This is a genomic window from Janthinobacterium sp. UMAB-60, assembly GCF_900095235.1.
Lineage (GTDB): Bacteria > Pseudomonadota > Gammaproteobacteria > Burkholderiales > Burkholderiaceae_D > Janthinobacterium.
Window position 1 is genome coordinate 1 of the sequence record NZ_LT607498.1, and the last position, 17,104, is coordinate 17,104.

General features: G+C 64.4%; 17 protein-coding genes and 2 pseudogenes. 6 read left to right on the forward strand and 13 right to left on the reverse strand.

The window, feature by feature from the left end; genetic code table 11:
• The 3 genes and pseudogenes from K0F86_RS23025 to K0F86_RS23035 all read right to left on the reverse strand — a co-directional run.
• Positions 1-221 (reverse strand): annotated as a pseudogene (locus K0F86_RS23025) (ABC transporter); the annotation flags it as partial.
• Between the two features lie 7 nt (positions 222-228).
• Positions 229-1,119, reverse strand: a complete 891-nt coding sequence (locus K0F86_RS23030; protein ID WP_219136486.1) for a branched-chain amino acid ABC transporter permease — start codon at positions 1,117-1,119, stop codon at positions 229-231.
• 85 nt (positions 1,120-1,204) lie between these two features.
• A complete protein-coding gene (locus K0F86_RS23035; RefSeq protein WP_219136487.1) occupies positions 1,205-2,362 on the reverse strand; it encodes an ABC transporter substrate-binding protein in 1,158 nt (385 codons plus the stop codon).
• Between the two features lie 349 nt (positions 2,363-2,711).
• Here K0F86_RS23035 and K0F86_RS23040 point away from each other — a divergent pair, with 349 nt between their 5' ends.
• On the forward strand, positions 2,712-3,596 hold the full coding sequence (locus K0F86_RS23040; protein WP_219136488.1) for a hypothetical protein: 885 nt from the start codon (positions 2,712-2,714) through the stop codon (positions 3,594-3,596).
• Positions 3,597-3,605: 9 nt separating this feature from the next.
• Positions 3,606-4,019: a hypothetical protein gene (locus K0F86_RS23045; protein WP_219136489.1), complete on the forward strand. Its 414-nt coding sequence runs from the start codon at positions 3,606-3,608 to the stop codon at positions 4,017-4,019.
• Positions 4,020-4,041: 22 nt separating this feature from the next.
• Here K0F86_RS23045 and K0F86_RS23050 read toward each other — a convergent pair whose 3' ends face one another.
• Together K0F86_RS23050 and K0F86_RS23055 are read right to left on the reverse strand one after the other, a co-directional pair.
• Positions 4,042-4,545: a tetratricopeptide repeat protein gene (locus tag K0F86_RS23050; RefSeq protein WP_219136490.1), complete on the reverse strand. Its 504-nt coding sequence runs from the start codon at positions 4,543-4,545 to the stop codon at positions 4,042-4,044.
• A complete protein-coding gene (locus K0F86_RS23055) occupies positions 4,542-6,590 on the reverse strand; it encodes a bifunctional 2',3'-cyclic-nucleotide 2'-phosphodiesterase/3'-nucleotidase (RefSeq protein WP_219136491.1) in 2,049 nt (682 codons plus the stop codon). Before K0F86_RS23055 ends, K0F86_RS23050 begins: the two co-directional genes overlap by 4 nt.
• Before the next feature lie 91 nt (positions 6,591-6,681).
• Between K0F86_RS23055 and K0F86_RS23060 the strand changes: the two genes are divergently transcribed.
• From K0F86_RS23060 to lysS, 4 genes and pseudogenes are all read left to right on the forward strand, one after another.
• A complete protein-coding gene (locus K0F86_RS23060) occupies positions 6,682-6,876 on the forward strand; it encodes a hypothetical protein (RefSeq protein WP_219136588.1) in 195 nt (64 codons plus the stop codon).
• Positions 6,793-7,897 (forward strand): peptide chain release factor 2 gene (gene prfB / locus K0F86_RS23065; protein ID WP_219136492.1). Its coding sequence is split into 2 segments (ribosomal slippage): positions 6,793-6,873 and positions 6,875-7,897, totalling 1,104 coding nucleotides; the frame shifts between segments, so codons are not numbered across the junction. Before K0F86_RS23060 ends, prfB begins: the two co-directional genes overlap by 84 nt.
• A gap of 2 nt (positions 7,898-7,899) precedes the next feature.
• A pseudogene (locus tag K0F86_RS27740) lies at positions 7,900-8,454 on the forward strand (HAD family hydrolase); the annotation flags it as partial.
• Positions 8,455-8,619: 165 nt separating this feature from the next.
• Entirely contained in the window at positions 8,620-10,149 is a 1,530-nt protein-coding gene (lysS, locus tag K0F86_RS23070) for a lysine--tRNA ligase (RefSeq protein WP_225241629.1), read from the forward strand.
• Positions 10,150-10,338: 189 nt separating this feature from the next.
• Here the strand turns inward: lysS and K0F86_RS23075 are convergent, their stop codons facing one another.
• The 8 genes from K0F86_RS23075 to K0F86_RS23110 all read right to left on the reverse strand — a co-directional run.
• Positions 10,339-11,340, reverse strand: coding sequence for a Gfo/Idh/MocA family protein (locus tag K0F86_RS23075; RefSeq protein WP_219136494.1), 1,002 nt, complete (start codon positions 11,338-11,340; stop codon positions 10,339-10,341).
• Between the two features lie 12 nt (positions 11,341-11,352).
• Positions 11,353-12,375 (reverse strand): porin, encoded by a 1,023-nt coding sequence (locus K0F86_RS23080; protein ID WP_219136495.1) that lies wholly within the window; start codon positions 12,373-12,375, stop codon positions 11,353-11,355.
• Positions 12,376-12,408: 33 nt separating this feature from the next.
• Positions 12,409-13,368 carry a D-glycerate dehydrogenase gene (locus K0F86_RS23085; protein ID WP_219136496.1) on the reverse strand — a complete coding sequence of 320 codons (960 nt, stop codon included), beginning with the start codon at positions 13,366-13,368 and terminating at the stop codon, positions 12,409-12,411.
• A 19-nt stretch (positions 13,369-13,387) separates the two neighbouring features.
• Positions 13,388-14,374 (reverse strand): sugar kinase, encoded by a 987-nt coding sequence (locus K0F86_RS23090; protein ID WP_219136497.1) that lies wholly within the window; start codon positions 14,372-14,374, stop codon positions 13,388-13,390.
• Positions 14,371-15,117, reverse strand: coding sequence for a sugar phosphate isomerase/epimerase (locus K0F86_RS23095; RefSeq protein ID WP_219136498.1), 747 nt, complete (start codon positions 15,115-15,117; stop codon positions 14,371-14,373). The genes K0F86_RS23090 and K0F86_RS23095 overlap by 4 nt, the downstream gene beginning before the upstream one ends.
• Positions 15,114-15,848 (reverse strand): amino acid ABC transporter ATP-binding protein, encoded by a 735-nt coding sequence (locus tag K0F86_RS23100; protein ID WP_219136499.1) that lies wholly within the window; start codon positions 15,846-15,848, stop codon positions 15,114-15,116. The genes K0F86_RS23095 and K0F86_RS23100 overlap by 4 nt, the downstream gene beginning before the upstream one ends.
• Positions 15,835-16,485: an amino acid ABC transporter permease gene (locus tag K0F86_RS23105; protein WP_219136500.1), complete on the reverse strand. Its 651-nt coding sequence runs from the start codon at positions 16,483-16,485 to the stop codon at positions 15,835-15,837. Before K0F86_RS23105 ends, K0F86_RS23100 begins: the two co-directional genes overlap by 14 nt.
• A 1-nt stretch (position 16,486) precedes the next feature.
• Positions 16,487-17,104 (reverse strand): amino acid ABC transporter permease (locus K0F86_RS23110; RefSeq protein ID WP_257572321.1); only part of this gene is annotated, 618 nt, incomplete at its 5' end.

Genomic DNA, 17,104 nt, shown 5'->3' on the forward strand with positions numbered 1-17,104 from the left:
ACGCCCGTGGCATACGAGCCGATGCCGAACAGGCCCGCGTGGCCCAGCGACACCTGCCCCGTGTAGCCGACGACGATGTCGAGGCCGAACAGCAGGATGGCGTAGATCAGGATGGTTTCGGCCAGGTGGATGTAGTAGGGATTCGGGATAAGGATGGGGAACAGCACGAGCGCGGCCAGGCCCGCCGCGCTCAGCGCCAGCATGGTGAATTTCTTGTTCATGTGATCCTCAGACTTTCTTGATCGCGGCTTTGCCGAACAGGCCGGACGGCTTGACGGCCAGCACCAGCAGCAACAGCAGCAGGCCTGGCACTTCCTTGTAGCCGGTGGAAATGTAATAGCCGGTGGTGGTCTCGGCGATGCCCAGGATCAGGCCGCCGACGACGGCGCCCATGCCCGAGGTCAACCCGCCGATGATGGCCACCGCGAACGCTTTCAGGCCCAAGGACGCACCCATGGTGGCGCCGGTCAGGGTCAGGGGCGCCACCAGCACGCCCGCAAAGGCAGCCGTGGCCGACGACAGCGCATACGAAAAGGTGATCACCATGCCCGTGTTGATGCCCATCAGGCCGGCCGCGTCGCGGTCATTTGCCGTCGCCACCACGGCCTTGCCGTAGATCGACTTGCGGTTGAACAGCTCGACGGCCAGCATGATGGCCAGCGCGCCGACGATGACGGCCACCTGCATCGGCTGCACGTTCGCGCCCAGCACCTTGAACGGCGCGGCCGAGAGCGGCGACGGGAAGGTCAGGTCGTCCTTGCCCCAGATATTTTCCGCCACGTTCTTGAAAATGATGGCCAGCGCGATGGTCGACATGATCCAGCCGAATTCGGACTTGATCTTGATGGCGGGCCGCACGCCTATCCATTCGACGAACACGCCCTGCAAGGCGCCGAAGGCGATGACGATGGGGATCATCAGGAGATAGCTCATGTAAGGGCCGCCGTGGATGGTGCCCACCAGCGAAAGGCCCACCAGCGCCCCCAGCATCAGGGACTCGCCCTGGCCGAAATTGAGGGTGCCGGAAGTGGCGAAGGTCAGCTGGTAGCCGAAGGCGATGACGGCATAGATCATGCCCAGCGCGATGCCGCTGAAGACAAGCTGCAGGAAGATTTCCATGGTATTCCCCGGAAGACGAAAGATGAAAAAATGGCCAGTCCTGATTCCTCAAGGCTGGCCATTGCGCGGCGAATGTCCGCAGCGATTACTTGGCGAGGACGACCTTGCCGTCCTTGACTTCGCCAAACACGGTCACTTCGGCCGTGATGGCTTCATGGTTGGTCTTGCTGAACGGTTTGTTGTAGGTCGTCACGGCGCCTTCCACCTTGTCCGTCAGGTTTTCCAGCGCGGCGCGCACTTTCGGGCCATCGGTGCCGCCCGCCTGCTTGAAGGCTGCGGCCAGCAGGTAGATGGAATCGTAGCCTTGCGCAGCCGAGACGGCCGACGGCATGCGTCCGCCCGACGGCTTGTAGGCAGCCACGTAGGCGTCGATGAAGGCCTTGCGCTTCGGCGTGCTGGCATCCTGGATGAAGGTTTGCGGCATGCGCGTGCCATTGCCGTTCTTGCCGGCGTTGTCGATGAAGTTACCCATGGCCAGGGTCCAGCTGCCGATCAGCGGCACTTTCCAGCCCAGTTTTTCCATGCCGTTGGCGATCTGCGCCAGTTCCGGGCCGATGCCGTAGGTCAGCACCACTTCCGCGCCAGCCTGCTTGGCTTTCAGCAGCTGGGCCGTCATGTCGACGTCCTTGATATTGTATTTTTCAATGGCAACGGGCTTGACGCCTTTCTTTTCCAGCGCCTTTTCCAGGTCTTCGCGGCCCAGCTGGCCATAGTTGGTCGAGTCGGCGAGGATCGCCACTTTCTTGAACTTGCGGTTCTCGATCGCCTCGTGCACGATCATGCCGGACTGGATGGTGTCATTGGCCGCATTGCGGAAGATGTAGTTTTCCGGCTGGTCGGCGAACTGCTTGGTGACGATGGAGCCGGTCGCCACATTGTTCATGACGGGAATCTTGGCTTCCTGGTAGAAGCGCTGCGAAGCCAGGGCCACGCCCGTGTTGATATAGCCGACGGTGGCGGCGACTTTTTCCTTGTTGATCAGTTCCTGGGCAATTTGCACGCCCCGTTCGTTCTTCGCTTCGTCGTCGCGCTCGATCAGCAACAGCGAACGGCCCAGCACGCCGCCTTTGGCATTGATTTCAGCGACGGCCAGCTTGACGCCGTCGCGCATCGACACGCCCATCGGCGCGGAGCCGCCCGTGAACGGACCGGACACGCCGATCTTGATGGGTTCGGCTGCGAAAGCGGATTGAGAGAAACCCAGCACCAGACTTGCAACGAGCAATTTCTGTTTGAAATTCATTTGTCATCTCCTTTAATACAACATTTTTTTTATAGTCGTACGCTGGATAACCGCCCCATCGATAAAACATTGTAGGTGAGTAATCTGACAGCAGCAACAGATACATATGACGCATCGCAGCATGTGTAAAACGCCCAATTGCTTGGTCGATTGTCAGTCTTCTGTAAGGAACATATGACGCAGTGGCACATGATGTTCCTTTCTGAAACACCGCTGGCACGGCCCCCTGCGCCGCTGGCGGCCCGTCCTGATCTGTCGCAAGGCCGGCGCGCGCTCCCGGTGCTAAGGTCGTGGAACCAAGGTCATCCGGCCTGGGCAAGGCAATCTGATCCATTCAATTGGAGGCTCTATGCGCCAGTCGATCACTACACTCTGTGCATGCCTGCTGGCGGGAGTCCTGAGCAGCGGCTGCCAGAACTTCAAGCCTGTCGAGCAATTTGCGGGGCAAACCACGGCCGTTACCGCCACGTTTACGCCGATGCTGGGGCACTCCATGCACAGCTGCACCAATAATATGCGGCGCAAGGGACTCATCGTCGACCGCCCGTACGCGCCGCAGGATACAGAACAGGCCGCCACGGACAGTTGCATGGCGTATGCACAGGCGCTGGCCGGATCCGCCGAGCTGAACAATGTGCTGCAACGCTATGCCAGCGTGCTGGCGGCGCTGGCCAACGACAGCCTGTCTGACTACAACGATGACATCGGCGCGCTGGGCACATCGCTGGCGGCCCTGCAATCGAGCGGCGGCACGCCCTTGCTCGATGCCGACAAGCTGGGCAAGGTCGTGCAGTTGAGCGACTTGCTGAGCCGCGTCGCGACACAGCGCAAGCAGGCGGCGGGCATCCGCGCATTGCTCGAGCGCGAGGAAGATATTTATATCATCAGCGATGCGCTCAAGACCTTCGCGCAAGCCAATTACCAGGCCAATCTGCGCGACGAGAACATGACCATCGCCACCCTGAACGGCGCGCTCGACGCCGCCGCCGCCCGGGAACCGCTGGCCAGCAGCTACCTGAAGGCCAAGCTCTACCTGGACAGCCGGCAGTTGCGCGAACGGGGCAAACTCGTCGAAGCCTATGCCGCGGCCATCACGGAACTCCAGCGCAGCATCAGCGCCCTGCGCGCCAAGCCCATGCAAGATCCCGGCCTGGCGCGCCAGCTCAATGCCTTTGCCAGCCAGGTCGACGTCCTGCAGCGCCAAGCCACGCAGTATTCCCCCGCACCCTGGTAGGAGGCCAACATGAACACGCTTATCGCCCTTGATGAGAAACAAGTCGACGACATCGCCGACAGGCTGGCGCAGGCATCGAACCAGGTGCTCGAACTGCGCGTGCGCCTGAACAACGCACTGACGTCGGTGCCGCGACAGGTGCTGCAGGATCTGCGGCAAATTGAAATCCATCTCGACCAGATGGTGGCGTTTTTCCGCGCCCAGGGTATTTATATGATCAACCAGGGTGCGCAGCAGGCCGTGGCCAACGTGAATGCGGCCATCGAACACGGCAAGCAAACGGTGGCCGACATCCATGATACGAAAGCGGCCATCAAGGCCGCCGCCGGCCTGCTCGACCTGGCCGGCGCCCTGCTGTCGCGCAATCCGCTGGCCGTGGTCGAAGCGGCGAACCACCTGCGGGCCAAACCCGGCGCAGCCTAGTCCGGCCTGCACGCTCAATGCATCACGGCTCGGGCTGCCGATGCCCCATCGCGTGTTCGGCCATTTTCAGGAACAGGGCCGCTTGCGCCTCGTGGTGGGCATAACCCATCCGCCCCTCGCTCAGGGCGACGGACTTTTGCAGCAGCGCTTCCGGGTAGTCGGCGTCGCAGGCCGCATCGAGCCAGAAGCGCGCCCTGGCCTCGTCCCCGGCCAGCAGCATGTTAGCCAGGATGAACATGGCGGGCGCCACCTGGCGCTGTGCCGCCAATTCCAGCCAGCGCGAGGCGGCGGCGCCGTCCTGCGCGCCACCTATGCCGTTTTTCAGCATCAGGCCCAGGTAATACGCGGCGGCACCGCTGCCCTGCCCTGCCGCTGTTTCAAACAAGACGCGCGCCTGCGGCTGCCCGGCGGGGCCGGTGCGCATCAGCGCCTTGGCCTGCGTCACCGTGGTCACGGCATCCGCGCCTGCCCACGCCAGCGGCGCCACGGCCAATAGCAGCACCAGCAGCCACGCTTGCCGCTTCACTGCGACAGATCGATCTGATACAGCGCAAAACCCTTGCCCGCGCCATCATCAGGCTTCAGCTGCGTCACAGTGGTGATGCCTGCCGCTTTGGCCAGCTCGATCATGTTCGGCGCGGAGTGGAACACCACCGGGCCTTTGGTGGCGGCTTTGGCGAAGCGCCAGCTGCGCGCCGAGCCGTTTTTCGCGCGCGTCAGGTTTTTCTCTTGCGTGACGTAGGCGATCAGCAGTTCGCGGTTGTTGTCGGGCGAGGCCACCACCGTCTTGCTGCCGTCGAGGCCAGGGAAATTGCCGCCGCCGCTGGCGCGGTAATTATTTGTCGCGATGAGGAATTCCTGGCCTGCGTCCACCGGCCTGCCCTTGTACGTCAGCGCCTGGATGCGCCGGCCCGGCGGCTGCGTGACGTCGATCTGGTAGCGCACGTCGGCGCTGGTGATGGCGTCGAAGTTGTAGCTGGGGTGGGCCGTGTTGACCAGTTCCTGCGCTTCCAGCTTGTTAGGATCGATGGTATTGAAGCGCCGCGCCGACTGTTCCAGCCAGGCTTTCAGTTCCGCGCCATTCATCTTCACGCCGTACAGCGCGTTCGGATATAAATACAGGTCGGCCGCGTTGTTCAGCGCCACATTGCCCGCCTTGACATCCGTGTAGTCGGATACGCCGGCCGAACCGCTCTTGAACGGCGACGACATCGACAGCACGGGCAAGTGCGCGTACTGCGGCAGGTTCGCCTTGACGTACGCGGCAAGATAACCCGATTGCGCCTGGTTCACCACTTCGATGGCGCTGACGTCGCCCACGTCGGCGAAATACGTCGACATGCGGAAATCCGTGGCGCCGACCGGCGTCTGCACGTAGGCGATCGTCGCCGCGTGCTCCTCGGCCACCAGCCTGGCGATGGCCGCGTCGGGCGTCACATAGCTTTTATCCGCGTTCTGGATGCCGCGCGCTTCCACCGTGGTGGCGCTCTTGTCGATGAGCCACTGCTTGCCGTCGTGGCGCAGGGAGAGGCCAATCACGCCCAGGTGCTTGCCCCACAAATTGGCCATCACGGTAGGCACGCCGTTGACCAATCCCTTGACCTTGTCGACGCCGGGCAAATTAAACTGCGGCACCGTGCTGGCCGCGTTCGGGAACAGCTGGTGCGAATGGCCGATCAGCATGGCATCCACGCCCGGCACCTGCGACAGGTAGTAATTGCCGTTTTCCATGGTCGGCGAATATGGGCTGTCATCAAGGCCGCCGTGCGAAATGGCCACCACCAGCTCGGCGCCTTTCGCGCGCATCTCGGGGATGAATTTTTCCGCCGTCTCGCGCACGCCCTGCGTGTAGACGCGCCCTTCCAGCCAGCGTTTGTCCCACGCCATGATGGTGGGCGGCGCAAAGCTGATGATGCCGACCTTCACGCTGCTGGTCACCGGTTTGCCATCGGGGCCGGCCGCCGTGATCTGCTTGTCGATGATGTGATATGGCGCAAACAGGGGCTGGCCCGTCCTGACGCTGTAGACATTGGCCAGCACTTGCGGGAACGCGGGGCCGGCGCAGCGCGGCTTGCCGGCATCGACGCTGTCGACGTCGAACTGGTTGCCCGTCACCTGGTTCAAAAAGGCCAGGCCATAGTTAAATTCATGGTTGCCGATGCCGCCGCCATCGACCTTCAGCAGATTCATCGCCTTGTAGATGGCCAGGGTCTGGTCGCAGGCCAGCGGTTTTACCAATGCCTGATAGTCGGCCAGCGCCGTGCCCTGGATGGTGTCGCCGTTGTCGAGCAACAGGTTGTTCGGAAATTGCGCGCGCGCCTGGGCGATCAGCGCCGCCGTGCGTTCCAGGCCGATCGACGGTTCCGCCTGCAGCTTGTAGTAATCGTAACTGAGCACATTCGCGTGCAAGTCCGTCGTCTCCAGCAGAGCCAGCGTGGCCGTGCTGCCCGCCGGCGCGGCCGATGCGGCCAGGGCAGGCCCGGTGGTGGCGGCGGGCGGCAAGGCGCCGCAGCCGGCCAGCAGCAGCGGTAACAGGGCGAGACGGGGAAGTTGGCGCAGGGGGTGGCACATGAGATGTTCCTGTGGAAAGACAATATCGCCAGCATCATACGCAGCACGCCAGCCATCTTCAAGGCAAAAATATTGTCGCAAATACAGCAAAATGACGATTTTATTGTCTCGTGCAACAGCAATTGCGCCGCAGCGGCAGCGGAAACCGGCAACGCTCGCGTATAATCCAAGGTTTGATTTCACCATAGAAGACCAGAACATTATGGAAGCCGAACGCCTCAATATCATCTCCGCCCTGCTGAACGACCTGACGGTCCGCGAAGCCGAACTTCGGAGGTATCTTTGACTTCACTGTCAAGTCGGAGAAACTAGAGCAAGTCAACGAAGAGCTGGAAGATCCGACCGTCTGGAACGATCCCAAGCGCGCCCAGGACCTCGGTAAAGAGAAGAAGGCGCTGGAAGCGATCGTCTTCACGCTGACCAAGGCCGATGCCGACCTGCGCGACACCCGCGACCTGTTCGACATGGCCCGCGAAGAAGGCGACGACGAGACGCTGGAAGCGATCGAGCAGGACGTGCAGGAAATCCGCAAGGTCATCGAGAGCATGGAGTTCCGCCGGATGTTCAACAATCCGATGGACCCGAACAACTGCTTCATCGACATCCAGGCTGGCGCCGGCGGTACGGAAGCCCAGGACTGGGCTTCGATGCTGCTGCGCCAGTACCTGCGCTATTGCGAACGCAAGGGCTTCAAGGTCGAAATCCTCGAGCAGTCCGACGGCGAGGTCGCCGGCATCAAGACGGCCACCCTGAAGGTCGAGGGCGATCACGCCTACGGCTTCCTGCGCACGGAAACGGGCGTGCACCGCCTGGTGCGCAAGTCGCCGTTCGACTCGGCCAACGGCCGCCATACGTCGTTTACGTCGCTGTTCGTGTATCCCGAAGTCGACGATTCGATCGAGATCGACGTCAACCCGGCCGATATCCGCGTCGATACCTACCGCGCGTCGGGCGCCGGTGGTCAGCACATCAACAAGACCGACTCCGCCGTCCGCATGACCCATGCGCCGACCGGCATCGTGGTGCAGTGCCAGAACGACCGTTCGCAGCACCGCAACCGCGCCGAAGCGATGGAAATGCTGAAAGCCAAGCTGTACGAACATGAACTGCGCAAGCGCATGAGCGAGCAGCAAAAGCTGGAAGACTCGAAAACGGACGTGGGCTGGGGCCACCAGATCCGCTCCTACGTGCTGGACCAGTCCCGCATCAAGGACTTGCGCACCGGTTTCGAGACGGGCAATACCAAGGGCGTGCTCGATGGCGACATCGACGAGTTCATTTCCGCCTCGCTCAAGCAAGGCGTATAAGGATGAATGCATCCGCTCCGGCGCTGGCGCAGCGCGCCTTCCTGTTCGACATGGATGGCACGATCGTCGACAACATGGCCTTCCACACGACATCGTGGCTGGCGTTCTTTGAACGCCACGGCCATGCGCTGGATGCGGATGCCTTTTTCCGCGACACGGCAGGACGGCAGGGACACGAAATCATCGCCCAATACCTGGGCGCGGACGCCGACCACGTCACCCTGCTGGCTGAAAAGGAAGTCGTCTACCGCGAACTGTATGCCCCGCACCTGGCCACCGTCGCCGGTTTCGACCAGCTGATCGCCAGCGCGCGCCAGAACGGCGTGGGACTGGTGGTGGGCACCGCCGCGCCGGACGAGAACATCGCGTTCACGCTCGACGGCCTGGAGCTGCGCCACCGCTTCGACGCCATCGTCGGCGCCGCCGACGTGGAACGGGGCAAGCCGCACCCGGACGTTTTCCTGAAAGGCGCGCAGCTGGCCGGCGCGCTGCCGCACAACTGCATCGTCTTTGAAGACGCGCCCCTGGGCGTGGAAGCGGCGCGCCGTGCCGGCATGCGCGTCGTGGTGCTCACCACCACCCTGCCGGCCGAAGCGTTTGCCGCCTTCGACAACGTCATTGCCATCGTGCCGGATTTCTCCGCACTCGACGTCGACGCACTGTTTGCCAGCGTGGCGCCAGCGCTGGCACCACATCATCAATCATCACCAACGAAGAACACCATGACTACGGATATCCAAGAACAAGCCGCCGCCCCCGATGAAAACAAGATCATCGCCGAGCGCCGCGTCAAGCTGGCCGCACTGCGCGAACAAGGCATCGCCTTCCCGAACGATTTCCGCCCCGAGCACAAGGCGGCCGATCTGCACGCGCAATACGGCAGCAAGACGCGCGAAGAGCTGGAAGCCGAACCTGTCACCGTGGTGCTGGCCGGCCGCATGATGCTCAAGCGTGAAGCGGGCAAGAAAGCCGCCTTCGCCACCCTGCAAGACGCTTCCGGCCCGAAAGCCGACGGCCGCATCCAGATCTACGCCACGCTTGACCTCACCGGCGAAGCGGCCATGGCCGCCCTGCACCACTATGACCTGGGCGATATCCTGGGCGTGACGGGCACGCTGTTCAAGACCAAGACGGACGAACTGACCATCAAGGTCACCGAACTGCGCCTGATCACCAAGTCGCTGCGCCCGCTGCCGGACAAATTCCACGGCCTGGCCGATCAGGAAACGAAGTACCGCCAGCGCTACGTCGACCTGATCATGAACGAAGAGACGCGCCGCACCTTCAAGGCGCGTACCGCCGCCATCTCGTCGATCCGCCGCTTCATGGAAAAGAACGAGTTCATGGAAGTGGAAACGCCGATGCTGCACACGATTCCTGGCGGCGCGGCGGCCAAGCCGTTCATCACGCACCACAATGCGCTGGACATGCAAATGTTCCTGCGCATCGCGCCAGAGCTGTACCTGAAGCGCCTGGTCGTGGGCGGCTTTGACCGCGTGTTCGAAATCAACCGCAACTTCCGCAACGAAGGCGTGTCGATCCGTCACAACCCGGAATTCACGATGATGGAATTCTACGCGGCCTACACCGACTACAAATGGCTGATGGATTTCACGGAAGCCGTCATCCGCCAGGCCGCCATCGACGCGCACGGCACCGCCACCCTGACCTACGGCGGCCGCGAACTCGATCTGGCAAAACCGTTCCACCGCCTGACCATCGTCGAAGCGATCAACAAGTACGCGCCGGGCTACACGCCGGAGCAGTTGAACGATGCCGAATTCATCAAGGAAGAGCTGAAGAAATTCGGCGTCAAACCGTTCGCCACGGCCGGCCTGGGCGCGCTGCAACTGGCGCTGTTCGAAGAGACGGCGGAAGCGCAGCTGTGGGAACCGACCTACATCATCGACTATCCGGTCGAAGTGTCGCCTCTGGCGCGCGCTTCCGACACGGTGGCCGGCATCACCGAACGTTTTGAACTGTTCATGGTGGGCCGCGAGATCGCCAACGGCTTCTCCGAGTTGAACGATGCGGAAGACCAGTCGGCCCGCTTCCTGGCGCAAGTCGCCGCCAAGGACGCCGGCGATGAAGAGGCGATGTTCTACGACGCCGACTACATCCGCGCGCTGGAATACGGCATGCCGCCAGCCGGCGGCTGCGGCATCGGCATCGATCGCCTGATGATGATCATCACGGATTCGCCGAACATCCGCGACGTGCTGCTGTTCCCTCACCTGCGCCGCGAAGAGTGATGAACACCTGAAAAATCTACTGCGCGTCGCGATTTGCGGCCTGCGATGCTCACTGTGCTATAGCATAGTTGCGCTTCTTAGCCGCAACTCCCATCCGCTCGCTACGATTTTTCAGGCGTTCGATGCTTCAAGACAAAAAAGCCGCCAGATTTTGCGATCAGGCGGCTTTTTTACATCTGCCGCAGGCCGTCAATCGGCCAGGGTCACGCGCTGGTGGCTGCGGCTGGCCTGCTGCGCCGCCAGCGCCGTGGCCAGCGCGCGCATGCCGTCGTCGCCGGTGGCGGCCGGCTGCCCGTCGCCGCGCATGGCGCGCTGGAAGGCGCGCACCGAGCGCACGTACAGGTTTTCATGCTCGACGGGGATGTCGACGCTGCCGTCGTCGCGCGTCAGGCAGATGCTGCCGACGGGGCGCTGCGTCATCACGCCGGTGGCGAAGATGGTGCCCTTGCTGCCGATGATTTCCACGCCGGACAGCGAATGCGGCGCGTTGTATGCGTCGTGCACCTGCACCAGGGTGCCGTTGTCGAACTCGATGACGGCCATCAGGCCCTCTTCCAGCCCGGCCACCGTCATGCCGCCGCTGGTGGCGCAAGCGGTGACGTGGCGCGGCTCCGAATCGAGCAGGAAGCGCAGGGTGTCGACGTCGTGCACGAACATGTCGAGCGTGACGCCGCCCGACTCCGGCGCGTCCAGGCGCCAGCCGCGCAGGTGCTGCGGCAGGTTGTTCGCGTGCAGCACGCGGCAATACAGGGGCTGGCCGATCTCGCCCGCGCGTATCAGCTCGCGCACCTTGCCGTGCGTGGCGGCGTTGCGCAGGTGGTGGTTAATCCCCAGCACCACGCCCGCTTCGGCGCAGCCGTCGACCATGCGGCGGGCGTCGTCCAGGTTCAGCGCCAGCGGCTTCTCGCACAGCACGTGCTTGCCGGCGCGCGCCGCCTGCAAGGTCTGCGCCATATGCCATTCGTTGGTGGTGCTGATGTACACGGCATCCGCGCCCGGATGGGCCAGCGCCGCATCGAGGTCGGTATAACTGGCGGCGATGCCGAACTGCCCGGCAAAGGCGGCGCCGCGCGCGGCGTCGCGGCTGACCACGGCCAGCACCTCGGCATCGCCCTGCTGGCGGATCGCATCGACCATCCATTCGCGCGCCACGGTGCTGGCGCCGACCAAAATCCATCCGATCTTCTTCATTCGATTCTCCAGTTAAAAAGTGTGGCGCAGGCCCAGGTTCCAGGCCTGGTTGCCGGTGCCGTTGTCGGTGGCGTTGCCCACCAGGTAGGCGGCGCCGTTGCGGTTGTCGATATGCGCGTAGGCCGCATACAAGGTGCTGCGCTTCGACAGCGCGTAGGTGTAGCCGATGCCGATCTGGGTAGCGTCGCCGTTGGCGGCGCGCCGGTCATCGCGCCGCACGTACGAGAACAGGACGCGGTGCGGGCCCACCGGCACGGTGGCGCCCAGCATCAGGTCCGCGCTGTCGACCGTGGTGGCGGCGCCCGCCGTGCTCTTGCTGACGGCGACGGCGCCATGCGCCTTGACCACGCCGAAGTCCCAGGTGGCGCCCAGCACCGTGTTCCTCGCCGTCCCCGCCACCAGCGCGCTTGACAGGGTGTTGGCGTCCTGGTGCGCCATGCGCACATACAGCGGCCCGCTGGCATAGGTGGTCGCCGCGCCCATGTAGCGCCTGGCCGAAGCATCGCCGGGCACTTCGCCGAAGCCGTATGCCAGTTCGCCGGAAAGGCCGCCGCGCACGGGCGAGCTGTAGGTGATACTGTTGTCGACCCGGCTGATGTAGCCGGCCGTGAAGACATTGCTCATCCTGCCAGCAAAACCCAGGTAGAACGGGTCCAGCGCCCCCAGGCTGCTATCGATGAAGGTGTACTGGCGGCCCAGGCGCAAGGTGCCCGCCGCGCCGGCGAGGCCGACGAAGGCCTGGCGCCCGAACAGCAGGCCGCCCTGGGCCGAAGCGCCCGTGTCGGCCAGGATGCCCGCATCCATCGTAAAGATCGCCGTCATGCCGCCGCCCAGGTCTTCGCTGCCCTTGAAACCGAGGCGCGAGCCGTTGGCGATGCCGCTCGTCAGCTTGAGCACCCTGCCGCCGGGGCCGCCGTTCTCGGACACCACGCCCAGGTCCGCGATGCCGTACATGGCCACGTTCGACTGCGCCGAGCACAGGCCGCCGCAGGCGCCCGCGCCGATGATCATTGCTCTTGCTACCTTGTTCTTCATGTCTTGCCCTGTCTTTTTTTGTAAATGCTGTTCTTAGCTGACCAGGTGGCGCGGACGCTCGCCGCGCAGGCCGGCCAACAGATTGTCCACGGCCTGCTGCGCCATGGCGTAGCGCGTTTCGTGCGTGGCCGAGCCGATATGCGGCAGCGCCACCACATTGGCCATGCCGGGCAGCGGATTGTCCGGCGCCAGCGGTTCGCGCTCGAACACGTCGAGACCGGCGCCGTGGATGGTGCCCTGCTGCAGCGCCTCGATCAGCGCCGCCTCGTCGACGATGCGCCCGCGCGAACCGTTGATGAAGATGGCACCGGGGCGCATCAGCGCGAACTCGCGCCGGCCCATCATGCGTTCCGTCTGCGCCGTCAGCGGCAGCACGACGCAGACGAAGTCGGAGCCGGCCAGCAAATCGTCGAGCGCCACCTGGCGCGCGCCCAGCGCCGCTTCCACCTCGGGCACCGCCTCGCCGTTCACGTACAGCACCTGCATGCCGAAGCCGAGCGCGGCGCGACGGGCGACGGCGCGGCCGATGCGGCCCATGCCCAGCATGCCGATGGTTTTGCCGTGCACGTTGACGCCATACTGGCTTTCGCCCACGCTGCGCGTCCAGCGCCCCGCCTTGACGAATTCGGCCAGTTCGACGACCCTCCGCGCGCTGGCGAGGATCAGCGCAAAGATCGTGTCGGCCGTCGTTTCCGTCAGCACGTCCGGCGTATTGGCCAGCAGGATGCCCCGTTCGCGCAGGTAATCGACGTCGAACTGGTCGACGCCCACCGATATGGTGGAAATGATGCGCAGGTCCAAGGCCGGCTCCAGCAGTTCGCGGTCCAGGCGCACGCTGGCGCCCAGCAAGCCATGCGCGCCGCGGATGGCGTCGGCGAACGCGGCGCGGTTGCCCGCGTCGATCGCCTCGAAGTACGTCACCTCGCATTCGGCGCGCAGGCGCGCCAGCAGCGGCTCGGCCAGTTTTTTATACACAACCACATGTTTTTTCACGAGTTTTCCCCTGTTCGAATCAAGATTGGACCAGCGCGTCGAGCTGGGCGCGGGTCGGCAAGCCTTCCATGTCGCCGGCCACCTGGATGGCGAAGGCGCCGACCCGGTTGGCGCGCCCTACCGCCTGCGCCAGCGGCAAGCCTTCCAGCAAGGCGCTGACCAGGCCGGCCGCGAAGCCGTCGCCGGCGCCCACCGTGTCGACCACGTTGACCACGCGCTCGCCCGCCACCATGCCGCTGTCGCCATCGGCCGTGCGGTAATAGGCGCCCTCGGCGCCCAGCTTGATGACCACCAGGCGCGCGCCGCGCTGCAGATAAAAGCCGGCGATGTCGTGCGGCAGGTCGTGGCCGGTGAGGATTTTTCCTTCCCCCAGGCCGGGCAGCACCCAGTCCGCCTTGGCGGCGAGGCGGTTGATCTGTTCGACCATGACGGCTTGCGAAGGCCACAGCGAGGGCCGCAGGTTCGGGTCGAACGACACGGTGCGTCCATTAGCGCGCATGAAGTCGAGCGCCTGGCCGGCAAACGCCAGGCTGGTGGCGGACAGCGCCGCGGCCACGCCCGTGGCGTGCAGGTGGCGCGCCGACAGGAAATAGGCGGGGTCGAAGTGCTCGGGCGCCAGCCGGCTGGCGGCGGAACCCTTGCGGAAGTACTCGACCATCGGGTCGGCGCCGTTCTCGGCCCGGGCCTTGAGCTGGAAGGCGCTGGTCTGGCCGGCGACGGTGACGACCCGGCTGCAATCGACGCCCTCGGCCTGCACGCTGGCGCGGATGAAGCGGCCGAAGGAATCGTCGCCCACGCGGCTCAGCCAGCCGACTTTCAAGCCCAGTCGCGCCAGGCCGATGGCGACATTCGTCTCGGCACCGGCCAATCGGCGCGTGAAATGCGCCACGGCCGCCAGGTCCCCCGTCTCCTCGGCCACGAACATCGCCATCGCTTCGCCGTAGGTGACGACGTCGAGCGCGTGCACCCCTTGAATTTCCTTTTGGCGCAGTTCTTGTTCCCTCATGCGGCCTCCAGCATCTGGATGTAGCGGCCCGTTTCGGCCACCAGGTCGGCGCCCTCTAGCGGAAATTCGATGGCCCGCTGCACGCCCGGCGCGAAATGCGCGAAGACGGCGCGCCAGGCGGGATCGGCATCGGAAACGGCGCAGGCGGACAGCCGGCCCCCATCCTCCATGACGGCCTTGCAATGCACATAGCGTACGTACGGCGCCAGCAAACGCGCCGCCTGCTGCGCATCCTCGCCCACCCAGCGCCAGTTGCCGATGTCGAAGGTCAGCCCCACCGGCAGCCCGATCGCGCGCGCCGCCGCCAGGAAGCGCGCCATCGTCGCCAGCGCGCCGCCATGGGCCGTCTGGTCGTTTTCCACCAGCAGCGCCACGGGCGCGGCCGCCAGTTGGGCCTTCAAGGCCGGCAAGTCCGGCGCGGCCGGGTAATGTCCCAGCGACACCTTCAGGTAGCGCGCCCCCAGGCGCGCCGCCTCGTCCAGCATCTGCTGCAGCAGCGCGTGCTGCAGCAAGCCGTCCGCGTCCCACAATTCGATGGGCGTGGAATACACCGAGTACAGGCCGCGCGCGGCCACCGCCGCGCCCATGCGCGCCAGGTCCGGCAGGTCGGAGGTGAACAGTTCGCGGCGAATCTCGATGCCGGCGCCGCCCGCATCGGCCACCACGTCGATGAAATGGCTTTGCCCCAGCTGTCTTACCCTGCTTGCGCCGTAGGCCGACGCCGCCACCAGGACGGGGCTCATTTGATCGCTCCCGCGCCGACGAACTGGCGCGCTTCGGGCGTTTGCGGGTTGCTGAAGAAGGCTTCCGACGGCCCGCTCTCCCACACCTTCCCTTCATGCATGAAGACGGTGACGTGGGCCATGCGCCGCGCGAACTCCATCTCGTGCGTCACCAGCAGCATCGTCATGCCGGCCTGCGCCAGCTCTTCCATCACCTTCAGCACTTCCTGCGTCAGTTCCGGGTCGAGCGCCGACGTCACTTCGTCGAACAGCATCACTTGCGGCTCCATCGCCAGCGAACGGGCGATCGCCACGCGCTGCTGCTGGCCGCCCGACAGCTGCTCGGGATAGGCTTCGCGCTTGTGATCGAGGCCCACCTGCTTGAGCACGCGCAGCGCCGTGGCGCGGCCCTGGGCGTCGGGCACCTTCTTGACGATGCGCGGCGCCAGCATGACGTTTTCTTCCACGGTCAGGTGGGGGAACAGGTTGTAGCTCTGGAAGACCATGCCGACATCCTTGCGCAAGTCGAGCAGGTGCTCCTGGCGCGCCGTCAGCGTATGGCCGGCCACGACGATGCTGCCGCTGTCGATGGTTTCCAGGCCGTTGATACAGCGCAGCATGGTGCTCTTGCCGGAACCGCTGCGGCCGATCACGGCGATCACCTGCCCCCGCTCGACGGCGAATGACACGCCCTTGAGCACGTGATTGGCGCCGAAGCTCTTGCTGATATTGTCGATTTCAACGATGGGCATGGAATTTCCTTTCCAGTGAATGGCTGTAGCGCGACAGCGGATAGCACATCGCGAAGTAGATCAGGGCGACGACGGGGAAGACGATGAAAGGCAGGAAGGTCGCGTTGCTGACCAGTTGCCCTGCGCGCGTCAGTTCCACCACGCCGATGATCGAGGTGATCGAGGTATTCTTGATGATCTGCACCATGAAGCCCACCGTCGGCGGCAGCGAATGGCGCAGCGCCTGCGGCAGGATGACGTAGCGCAGCTGCTGGTAGCGGTTCAGCGCCAGCGCGGCCGATGCCTCCCACTGCTGCCGCTGCACGCCTTCGATGCAGCCGCGCCAGATCTCGCCCAGATAGGCGCTGGCAAAGATCGTCATCGCCGCGCCGGCCGCGATGATCGGCGACAGCTTGTAGCCAAAGAGAGCCAGGCCGTAGTAGGTGAGGAACAGCACGATCAGCACCGGCGTGCCCTGGACCAGCTGGATGTACAGGGCGCTGATGAAACGCAGGACCGGGCTGCGCGCCGTGCGCAGCAGCGCCACCGCGAAGCCGGCGATGCCGCCCGTGATGAAGACGATCAGCGACAGGCCGATGGTCCAGCGCGTGGCCTCGAGCAGAAATTGCAGGTTATCCCAGGAAAAGTCACTGATCATGTCATGCTCCCATGCGCGCCGCGCCCAGACGGCGGCGGCGTTTGAAGACGATCTGGCCCAGCACCCAGAAGCTGAAGCGGAACAGCAGGGCCAGCAGGATGTACAGCACCATCACGACGATGTAGATCTCGAAGCTGCGGAAGGTTTCCGAGTCGAGCAGGTGCGCGGCAGCGGTCAGCTCTTCGGCGGAAATGGCCGACACCACGCTCGAGGCGAGCATCATCAAGGTGAACTGGCTGGCCAGCGCCGGATAGACTTTTTCCAGCGCCGGCAGCAGCACCACATGGCGCATCACTTGCCAGCGCGTCATGCCCAGCGCCTGCGCCGCTTCCAGCTGCGATGGATGCACGGCGCCGATGCCGGCGCGCACGATTTCCGCCGCATAGGCGCCCAGGTTGACCGTCATGGCGACGAGCGCGGCGCCGTTCGCGTCGAGCTGCAAGCCCAGCGACGGCAAGCCAAAGTAAATGATGAACAGCTGCACCAGGAACGGCGTGCTGCGGATGATCTCGACATACGCGCGCACCACGGCGCGGGCATAGGCGGGACCGTTCTTCAGGATGACGGCGGCGCACACGCCCACCGCCAGTCCCAGCACCATAGACAAGGCGCTCAGGCG

Excerpts from the sequence above, each read along its gene's own strand:
- K0F86_RS23030 (WP_219136486.1), bottom strand. The coding sequence starts at position 1,119 with ATGGAAATCTTCCTGCAGCTTGTCTTCAGCGGCATCGCGCTGGGCATG.
- K0F86_RS23035 (WP_219136487.1), bottom strand. The coding sequence starts at position 2,362 with ATGAATTTCAAACAGAAATTGCTCGTTGCAAGTCTGGTGCTGGGTTTC.
- K0F86_RS23040 (WP_219136488.1), top strand. The coding sequence starts at position 2,712 with ATGCGCCAGTCGATCACTACACTCTGTGCATGCCTGCTGGCGGGAGTC.
- K0F86_RS23045 (WP_219136489.1), top strand. The coding sequence starts at position 3,606 with ATGAACACGCTTATCGCCCTTGATGAGAAACAAGTCGACGACATCGCC.
- K0F86_RS23055 (WP_219136491.1), bottom strand. The coding sequence starts at position 6,590 with ATGTGCCACCCCCTGCGCCAACTTCCCCGTCTCGCCCTGTTACCGCTG.
- K0F86_RS23060 (WP_219136588.1), top strand. The coding sequence starts at position 6,682 with ATGACGATTTTATTGTCTCGTGCAACAGCAATTGCGCCGCAGCGGCAG.
- lysS (WP_225241629.1), top strand. The coding sequence starts at position 8,620 with ATGACTACGGATATCCAAGAACAAGCCGCCGCCCCCGATGAAAACAAG.
- K0F86_RS23075 (WP_219136494.1), bottom strand. The coding sequence starts at position 11,340 with ATGAAGAAGATCGGATGGATTTTGGTCGGCGCCAGCACCGTGGCGCGC.
- K0F86_RS23080 (WP_219136495.1), bottom strand. The coding sequence starts at position 12,375 with ATGAAGAACAAGGTAGCAAGAGCAATGATCATCGGCGCGGGCGCCTGC.
- K0F86_RS23090 (WP_219136497.1), bottom strand. The coding sequence starts at position 14,374 with ATGAGGGAACAAGAACTGCGCCAAAAGGAAATTCAAGGGGTGCACGCG.
- K0F86_RS23095 (WP_219136498.1), bottom strand. The coding sequence starts at position 15,117 with ATGAGCCCCGTCCTGGTGGCGGCGTCGGCCTACGGCGCAAGCAGGGTA.
- K0F86_RS23100 (WP_219136499.1), bottom strand. The coding sequence starts at position 15,848 with ATGCCCATCGTTGAAATCGACAATATCAGCAAGAGCTTCGGCGCCAAT.
- K0F86_RS23105 (WP_219136500.1), bottom strand. The coding sequence starts at position 16,485 with ATGATCAGTGACTTTTCCTGGGATAACCTGCAATTTCTGCTCGAGGCC.